The organism is Archangium sp. (genome assembly GCF_036388035.1).
In the GTDB taxonomy this organism is placed as follows: domain Bacteria; phylum Myxococcota; class Myxococcia; order Myxococcales; family Myxococcaceae; genus Archangium.
In genome coordinates, this window is record NZ_DASVSO010000190.1 from 1 (window position 1) to 7136 (window position 7136).

Below are 7136 nucleotides of genomic sequence, written 5' to 3' on the forward strand. Positions count from 1 at the left end.
CGCGCACCCACAGCCCATGGCCGAGGTGATGCGAATCCCCGGGGCGCATGGGAATCGTCTCGATGTCCATGTCGGCCCGATAAAGCCGGCCCTGCACCGCGAGAACCTCGCGCACGGGCGCTTCGATCTCCGCGGGCAGGAACACCTGTGGAGGTCCCTTGCCAATGAGGTTGCGGATGCCGAGCAGAGAGCCGAGCGCGCTGGCGTGGTCGGAGTGCCCATGGCTCAGGAAGATGCGATCCGTCCCGGCGAAGGAGCGGATGGGCACGCCGACGTCGAACACCACGCCGAGCTCCGGCACCTGCAGCGATGTGTACACGCCGCCGACCGAAACACCTCGAACCGTGTAGGGCCCCGCGCTGACCTCGGTGAGCATCCCGACAGGCTAACGGATGGGGACGGGCTGTCACGCCCCTCGCGACACATCTGACAGCTTGTCGCTCTCCGGATGCGGAGCACCCGGTGCGGGGAGCCCCTCTTCCCTCTGGAGCGGCCCCGGACGCGGCCGTTGGTCCCGGCCTTGCTCTAGGGACGGGCATCCACGCCCGGCTCTGGAGGCCACCGATGTCCACCCTGGTCCGTCCCACGTTTCACGCGCTCACCCTGTCCTTCATCGCCTGTGTGAGCCTGCTGGCCGCGCAAGCCGTGAACACGCTGGTGGACGCCTGGCTCCAACCCCTCCCCTCCTTCCCGGAAGAGGCGTCGAGGAAGAGCCCCGCCCCCAAGGAGGAGCTGCCCACCCCACTCGCCCTGGCTCCCCTCGCCCGGTACCTCGGCCTGCCGGACAAGCCGCGCCAGGAGCAAACCCCCTTGGAGCCCACGGATGAGGCCCTACCGACCGCGCTGGACCTCGAGTTGTTGGGCACGATGCTGTCGGCCCGGCCCGAGGCCTCCCTGGCCTCCGTGTACGAGGGCGCCACGCGCCGCACGCGCTCGGTGTGGACGGGCGGGGAGATCCAGGGCGCCCAGGTGGTCGCCATCGAGCGCACGCGGGTGCTGCTGTTGAGCGCGGGGCGGCTGGAGTACATCGGCCCCGGCGCGAACGCGGCCACGGGCGGCAAGGACCCGCGGGCCTCCACGCCAGCGGCTCCTGCCAGGTCGACCTCGGCCTCCGGCCTCTCCGTCCATCAGGTGGGCCCGGGAAGCTACGAGCTCTCGCGCCAGGAGTTGGACACGGTGCTCGCCAACCCCAACCAGCTCCTCATGCAGGCGCGTGCCGTCCCCTTCTTCCGGAACGGCGTGGCGCAGGGCTTCAAGCTGTTCTCCATCCGGCCCGACTCCCTCTACGCGCGGATCGGCCTCCAGAATGGGGACGTCATGCAGCGCATCAACGGGCTGTCGCTCGACAGCGTGGATCAGGGCCTCTACGCCATCCAGAAGCTGCGTGAATCCCCGCGCATCGAGCTGGAGGTGGAGCGCAACGGACAGCCGGTGCGCCTCACGTACTCGATGCGCTGAACCCCTGCACCCGCGATGCGTCCGGCGCCACGCCGTGCGTCACTGCACGGGCACCACGGCGGGCTTGGGAGCCGGAGGAGCGGGCCGCGGCGCCTCGGGCGTCATGAACGGAGTCATCAGCAGCCCGCGGAAGGACTGGTACCGGGGCGCGGCGAACTCCGCGAGACCGAGCTCGATGTCCAGGTCCTCGGGGGGCATGCGGTAGGTGCCAAACAGCCGATCCCACCATGCGAACAGACGTCCGTAGTTGGTGTCGGTCTCCTCGACGTGGCGGGAGTGGTGGACGTGGTGCATGCCCGGGCTCGTGAACACCCACGACATCCACCGGTCGACCCGGGTGGGGAGCCGGAGGTTCGCGTGTTGGAGCAGCGCCGAGGTCGTGCTGAGCACGGCGTAGAGGAGGAGCGCCAGCATGGGGACTCCGAACGCCACGACCGTCAGGAGCTGGCAGACGAGCACGGCGAAACCCTCGAGCGGATGAAGCCGGAAGACGGTCGTCACATCCAGCTCCGCGTCGCTGTGGTGGACGCGGTGCAGGCGCCACAGCAGCGGCACTTTGTGCGAGAGCAAGTGCAGGCCATAGGACACGAGGTCGAGCATGAGCAGCCCGAGGACGACGTGGACCAGGCTCGGCAGGGCCACCAGGTTGAGCAGGCCGAAGTGATGCTCCGCGGCGCGCACGGCCAGGGTGTTCGTGAGGACGATGATGAAGCCCGAGACCCCGATGGACAGGAGGAAGAGCCCTCCATGGCGCAACCCGTGGACGAGGCGCCCGCGCCGCCCCCGGACGAACGGCCGGTACGTCTCGAGCACGAGCAGCAGGACGAGAACGGCGATCATCAGTGGGAACTGAGACCGGTCGAGGAATGCTTCGAGTTCGAAGTGCATGGCTCCCCCCAGGAACAGCCGGCGTGCCAGGCCGAGCGTCCGTCGTACCTCGACCGACGCATCACCCCCATCCGTCTGACAACGAGCGGAGCTCCGGCTCGCGAGGCGCCTTCGTCAGGAGCGCTTCGCCTCGCCCTTGTGTCCGGGCCACACGGAGCGGAGCGTGCCCGCGAGCTCCCGGAGCGCATCGGCCCGTGGGTAGCCCGGGCGCCACACCAGGGCGATGGTCCGACTCGGCACCGGAGCCGCGAAGGAACGCACCACGAGCTGACCCAGCCGATTCTCGGTGGGCACCGAGAGCGAGGGCAGCAGCGTGATGCCCCCCTCCCCCGACATCACCATCTGCGCCAGGGTGGTGAGGCTGGTGGCGCGGAAGTCCACCTCGCGCGCGCCGATCCGCGTACACAGGGTGAGCGCCTGGCTCCGGAAGCAGTGGCCGTCCTCCAGCAGCAGCACGTTCTCCTCGTCGAGATCCTGGAGCCGCACCTGCTTCAGCTTCGCCACGGGGTGCCCCGGTGGCGCCGCGACGACGAAGGGATCCTCCGCGATGACGGTGTGCTCCAACTCCCCGAGCTCGGGCACGAGCGCCAGCAGCGCCGCGTCCAACCGCCCCTCGTCCAAGGCGCGCACGAGCAGCTCCGTCTTCTCCTCGCGCAGCCGCAGCCGCAGCCGGGGGTACTGCTTCACCAGGGCGGGCACCACCTCGGGCAGCACGTAGGGCGCCACGGTGGGGATGACCCCGAGCTGTAGGTTTCCCGCGAAGGGATCCGACAGGCGGGACGCCGCTGACAGGATGTCACCCGCCTCGGTGAGCACCCGGCGGGCCCGGGCCACCAGCTCCTCGCCGGCCGCCGTCAGCATCACCCGGCGCGTGCCCCGCTCGAAGAGCTTCACCCCGAGCACCTCCTCGAGTTGCTGAATCTGCGCACTCAGGGCGGGCTGGGAGACATGGCAACGCTCGGCTGCCCGGCGGAAGCCGAGCACGTCGGCCACGGCGACCACGTACTCGAGTTGTCGGAGGGAGATGTCGTTGAGGGAGGGCATGGGACCTCTGGAGAACCGATAGGGGCAGCCTATCAATCCCATCGAAACGATGTCTTGGGAAACTCAGCGCGGACTTTCTACCTTTCGCGACGTCACAAACGCATCCGCGTCACTCGCAGGAGAAAACCGCTTGTCCCATCGTCCCCAGCTGACCACCGAGGCCGGCGCTCCCGTCGCCGACAACCAGCACTCGCAGACCGCCGGCGCCACGGGCCCGGTGCTGCTGCAGGACCACCACCTCATCGAGAAGCTCGCCCGCTTCAACCGCGAGCGCATCCCCGAGCGCGTGGTGCACGCGGTGGGCTCGGGCGCCTACGGCTACTTCGAGGTGACGAACCCGGACGTGGCGCGCTTCACCCGCATGAAGCTCTTCAGCCACCAGGGCAAGCGCACCGAGGTCTTCCTGCGCTTCTCCACCGTGGCCGGCTCCAAGGGCGCGCCCGACACCGCGCGTGACCCTCGCGGCTTCGCCGTCCGCTTCTACACCGAGGACGGCAACTGGGACGTGGTGGGCAACAACACCCCCGTCTTCTTCCTGCGCGACGGCATCAAGTTCCCGGACTTCATCCACTCGCAGAAGTACGACCCGTTCACCAACTGCCAGGAGCCCGACAACCAGTGGGACTTCTTCTCCTACTCGCCCGAGGCCACGCACCAGTTCACCTGGCTCTTCGGTGACCGCGGCATCCCCGCGACGCTGCGGCACACGGACGGCTTCGGCTCGCACACCTTCCAGTGGGTGAACGCGAAGGGCGAGCGCTTCTGGGTGAAGTTCCACTTCAAGACCGACCAGGGCATCAAGACCCTCACCTCCGAGGAGGCCGCGGCCATCGGCGGGCGGGATCCGCAGTACCACCAACGCGACCTCTACGAGGCCCTCGAGCGCGGCGAGTACCCCTCGTGGACGCTCAAGGTGCAGGTGATGCCCGAGGCCGACGCGGCCACCTACCGCTTCAACCCGTTCGATCTCACCAAGGTGTGGCCGTACAAGGACTACCCGCTCATCGAGGTGGGCAAGCTGGTGCTCAACCGGGCACCGGACAACTACTTCGCGGACGTGGAGCAGGCGGCGCTCGACCCGTCCAACTTCGTGCCCGGCATCGGCCCCTCGCCGGACCGGATGCTCCAGGCGCGCCTCTTCGCCTACGGCGACGCGCAGCGCTACCGGCTCGGCATCAACCACACCCAGCTGCCGGTCAACTCGCCCAAGGGCGTCCAGGGCGGCGCGCGCAACTACGGCCGAGATGGCGCCATGGCCTTCAACGGCAACGGCGGGCGCGGCAAGAACTACGAGCCGAACAGCTACAACGGCCCCGCGCAGTCGAACGAGGCCACGGACCTGGGCGTCTCCGTCACCGGCACCACGGGCACCTACGTCCCCGTCCGGCATGCCGAGGACAACGACTTCGTCCAGGCCGGCGCCCTGTACCGGCTGATGAGCGAGGCGGAGCGCGAACGGCTGGTGAACAACATCGCGGGCAGCCTCTCGCAGGTGAACCGCGATGACGTCATCACGCGCTGCATCGCCCACTTCCGCAACGCCGACGAGGAGTACGGCTCGCGCATCGCCACGGCCGTCCACAAGCGGCGCCACTCGCGTTGAGCCTCCTCCCCCACACTCCCCTCTCGAGGACTTCCCCATGAAGGCACAGACTCCTGATTCGCGGACGATGGTGACGGACGACGACGTGGTGGCCCTGGCGCGGACGGCGTTCCAGCACGCACGGGCCGGAGAGACCGCCCACCTGAAGTGGCTCCTCGAGAGGGGACTGCCCGCCAACCTCAGCAACGAGAAGGGCGACACGCTGCTGATGCTCGCGAGCTACCTCGGCCAGGAGGACGCCACGCGCCTGCTGTTGAAGCACGGGGCGGACCCGGAGAGGCTCAACGACCGGGGCCAGACGCCGCTGGCCGGTGCCGCCTTCAAGGGGAACGTCGCCATCGCCCGGCTCCTGCTGGACCATGGGGCCCGCGTCGACGGCGCGGGGCCGGACGGCAAGACGGCCCTCATGTTCGCGGCGATGTTCGACCGGCTGGAGATGCTGGAGCTGCTGCTCTCGCGCGGCGCGGTGCCGGAGCAGAAGGATGCCGATGGGCGCATGGCCCTCGACTACGCCCGCGGCATGGGGGCCCGTGGCACCACGGCGCGGCTCGCGGAGCTGGGATAGACGCGCGAGCAGGTGAGTGCAGGGGGCGGTGGCCCCACGAGGTCACCGCCCCCGCGCACGTCCAGGGCTTGACGGCCCGTGCACTCGGACCTGGAGCCCCGAGGACTGGCTGTGGTTGGCTGCGCGGCCTATGCCTGAGCGCGTGAGCAAGATCGCAATCGTCGGAGCCGGAGCGGTGGGGGCCACCATCGCCTATGCCTCCATGATCCGAGGAGTGGCCAAGCAGCTCGCCATCTACGACATCAACCGGGCCAAGGTGGACGCGGAGGTGCTGGACCTGAACCACGGGCTGCAATTCGTCCCCATGGCCACGCTGGAGGGCTCGGACGACATCGGCGTGTGCGCGGGCGCCGACGTGGTGGTCATCACCGCCGGAGCCAAGCAGAAGCCGGGGCAGACGCGGATGGAGCTGGCGGGAGCGAACGTGGCGCTGTGCCGCACGCTCGTGCCGCAACTGCTGAAGGTGGCCCCCGATGCCCTGCTGCTGGTGGTGACCAACCCGGTGGACGTGCTGACGTACGTGGTGCAGCAACTCAGTGGACTGCCATCGCGGCGGGTGTTCGGCAGCGGGACGGTGCTGGACTCCTCGCGCTTCCGCTTCCTGCTGGCGCGCCACCTGAACGTGGCGGTGCAGAACGTGCACGCCTTCATCGCGGGCGAGCACGGGGACTCGGAGCTGCCCCTGTGGAGCTCGGCGACGGTGGGTGGAGTGCCACTGCTGCAGTGGGCGGCGCCGGGGCACGCGAAGCTGACGGAGGAGGACCGCACCCACATCTTCGACAACGTGCGCAACGCCGCCTATCAGATCATCCGCGGCAAGGGGGCCACCAACTACGCCATCGGCCTGGCCACGGCACAGATTCTCGAGGCGGTGCTGTACGACGAGCAGCGGGTGCTGCCCGTGAGCTCCCGACTGGAGAGCTACCTGGGCATCAGCGACGTGTGCATGAGTGTGCCGAGCATCATCAACCGCAAGGGCGTCGAGTCGGTGCTGGAGCTGCCCATGAACGACTCGGAGCGCGAGGGCCTGCGGAAGAGCGCGGACACCATCCGCCAGGCCATCCGCACGCTGGGGTTTTGACTCAGCCCGAGTAAGAGCCAGCCGACATTCCCCCCTCCAGGAATCCCCTCGTGACGACCCGACGTCCCCCACTCGCGCGACTTCTTCCTCTCGTGCTCCTCCCCCTGCTCGCTTGCAGCAGCGAGCGCAGTGCCTCGCGCAGCGTGCCGATGTACGGGTTCGAGGTCGTCCAGAGCTGGCCGCATGACCCCCAGGCCTTCACGCAGGGCCTCGTCTTCCGCAATGGACGGCTCTACGAGGGCACGGGCATGTACGGCGAGTCGAGCCTCCGCGAGTTGGAGCTCTCCACGGGCGCGGTCCTGCGCAGGCGCGACCTCGCGCCGCAGTATTTCGGGGAGGGGCTCACCTTCCTCGGCGGCAGGCTCTTCCAGCTCACCTGGCGCTCACAGGTGGGCTTCATCTACGACGCCGCCACCTTCCAGCCCGTGGGACAGTTCAGCTACACCGGCGAGGGCTGGGGGCTCACCGATGACGGGAGCTCGCTCATCCTGAGTGAT

7 protein-coding genes and 1 pseudogene are annotated in these 7136 nt (G+C 69.0%); 5 read left to right on the forward strand and 3 right to left on the reverse strand.

All coding sequences use genetic code 11. The annotated features are described in order from the left end of the window. Positions 1-376: pseudogene (locus VF697_RS08320) on the reverse strand (MBL fold metallo-hydrolase); the annotation flags it as partial. A gap of 188 nt (positions 377-564) precedes the next feature. Between VF697_RS08320 and gspC the strand changes: the two are divergent. Continuing rightward, positions 565-1458: a type II secretion system protein GspC gene (gspC, locus tag VF697_RS08325; RefSeq protein WP_331093029.1), complete on the forward strand. Its 894-nt coding sequence runs from the start codon at positions 565-567 to the stop codon at positions 1456-1458. A gap of 39 nt (positions 1459-1497) precedes the next feature. On the opposite strand, the gene VF697_RS08330 is transcribed toward gspC, so the two are convergent. Further along, positions 1498-2346, reverse strand: a complete 849-nt coding sequence (locus VF697_RS08330) for a sterol desaturase family protein (protein WP_331093031.1) — start codon at positions 2344-2346, stop codon at positions 1498-1500. Between the two features lie 114 nt (positions 2347-2460). Beyond that, complete coding sequence (locus tag VF697_RS08335) at positions 2461-3390, reverse strand: LysR substrate-binding domain-containing protein (protein WP_331093033.1); 930 nt, start codon at positions 3388-3390, stop codon at positions 2461-2463. A 130-nt stretch (positions 3391-3520) separates the two neighbouring features. Here VF697_RS08335 and VF697_RS08340 point away from each other — a divergent pair, with 130 nt between their 5' ends. From VF697_RS08340 to VF697_RS08355, 4 genes are all read left to right on the forward strand, one after another. Next, positions 3521-4993: a catalase gene (locus VF697_RS08340; protein ID WP_331093035.1), complete on the forward strand. Its 1473-nt coding sequence runs from the start codon at positions 3521-3523 to the stop codon at positions 4991-4993. Between the two features lie 37 nt (positions 4994-5030). Continuing rightward, positions 5031-5558 (forward strand): ankyrin repeat domain-containing protein, encoded by a 528-nt coding sequence (locus VF697_RS08345; RefSeq protein WP_331093037.1) that lies wholly within the window; start codon positions 5031-5033, stop codon positions 5556-5558. Positions 5559-5700: 142 nt separating this feature from the next. Beyond that, positions 5701-6639, forward strand: coding sequence for an L-lactate dehydrogenase (locus VF697_RS08350; protein ID WP_331093039.1), 939 nt, complete (start codon positions 5701-5703; stop codon positions 6637-6639). Positions 6640-6689: 50 nt separating this feature from the next. Beyond that, positions 6690-7136: glutaminyl-peptide cyclotransferase (locus VF697_RS08355; RefSeq protein ID WP_331093041.1), on the forward strand; the 447-nt coding region annotated here is incomplete at its 3' end.

Bases quoted from the DNA above. Each gene is read 5' to 3' on its own strand.
- VF697_RS08335 (WP_331093033.1), bottom strand. From the start codon at position 3,390: ATGCCCTCCCTCAACGACATCTCCCTCCGACAACTCGAGTACGTGGTC.
- VF697_RS08345 (WP_331093037.1), top strand. From the start codon at position 5,031: ATGAAGGCACAGACTCCTGATTCGCGGACGATGGTGACGGACGACGAC.
- VF697_RS08330 (WP_331093031.1), bottom strand. From the start codon at position 2,346: ATGCACTTCGAACTCGAAGCATTCCTCGACCGGTCTCAGTTCCCACTG.
- gspC (WP_331093029.1), top strand. From the start codon at position 565: ATGTCCACCCTGGTCCGTCCCACGTTTCACGCGCTCACCCTGTCCTTC.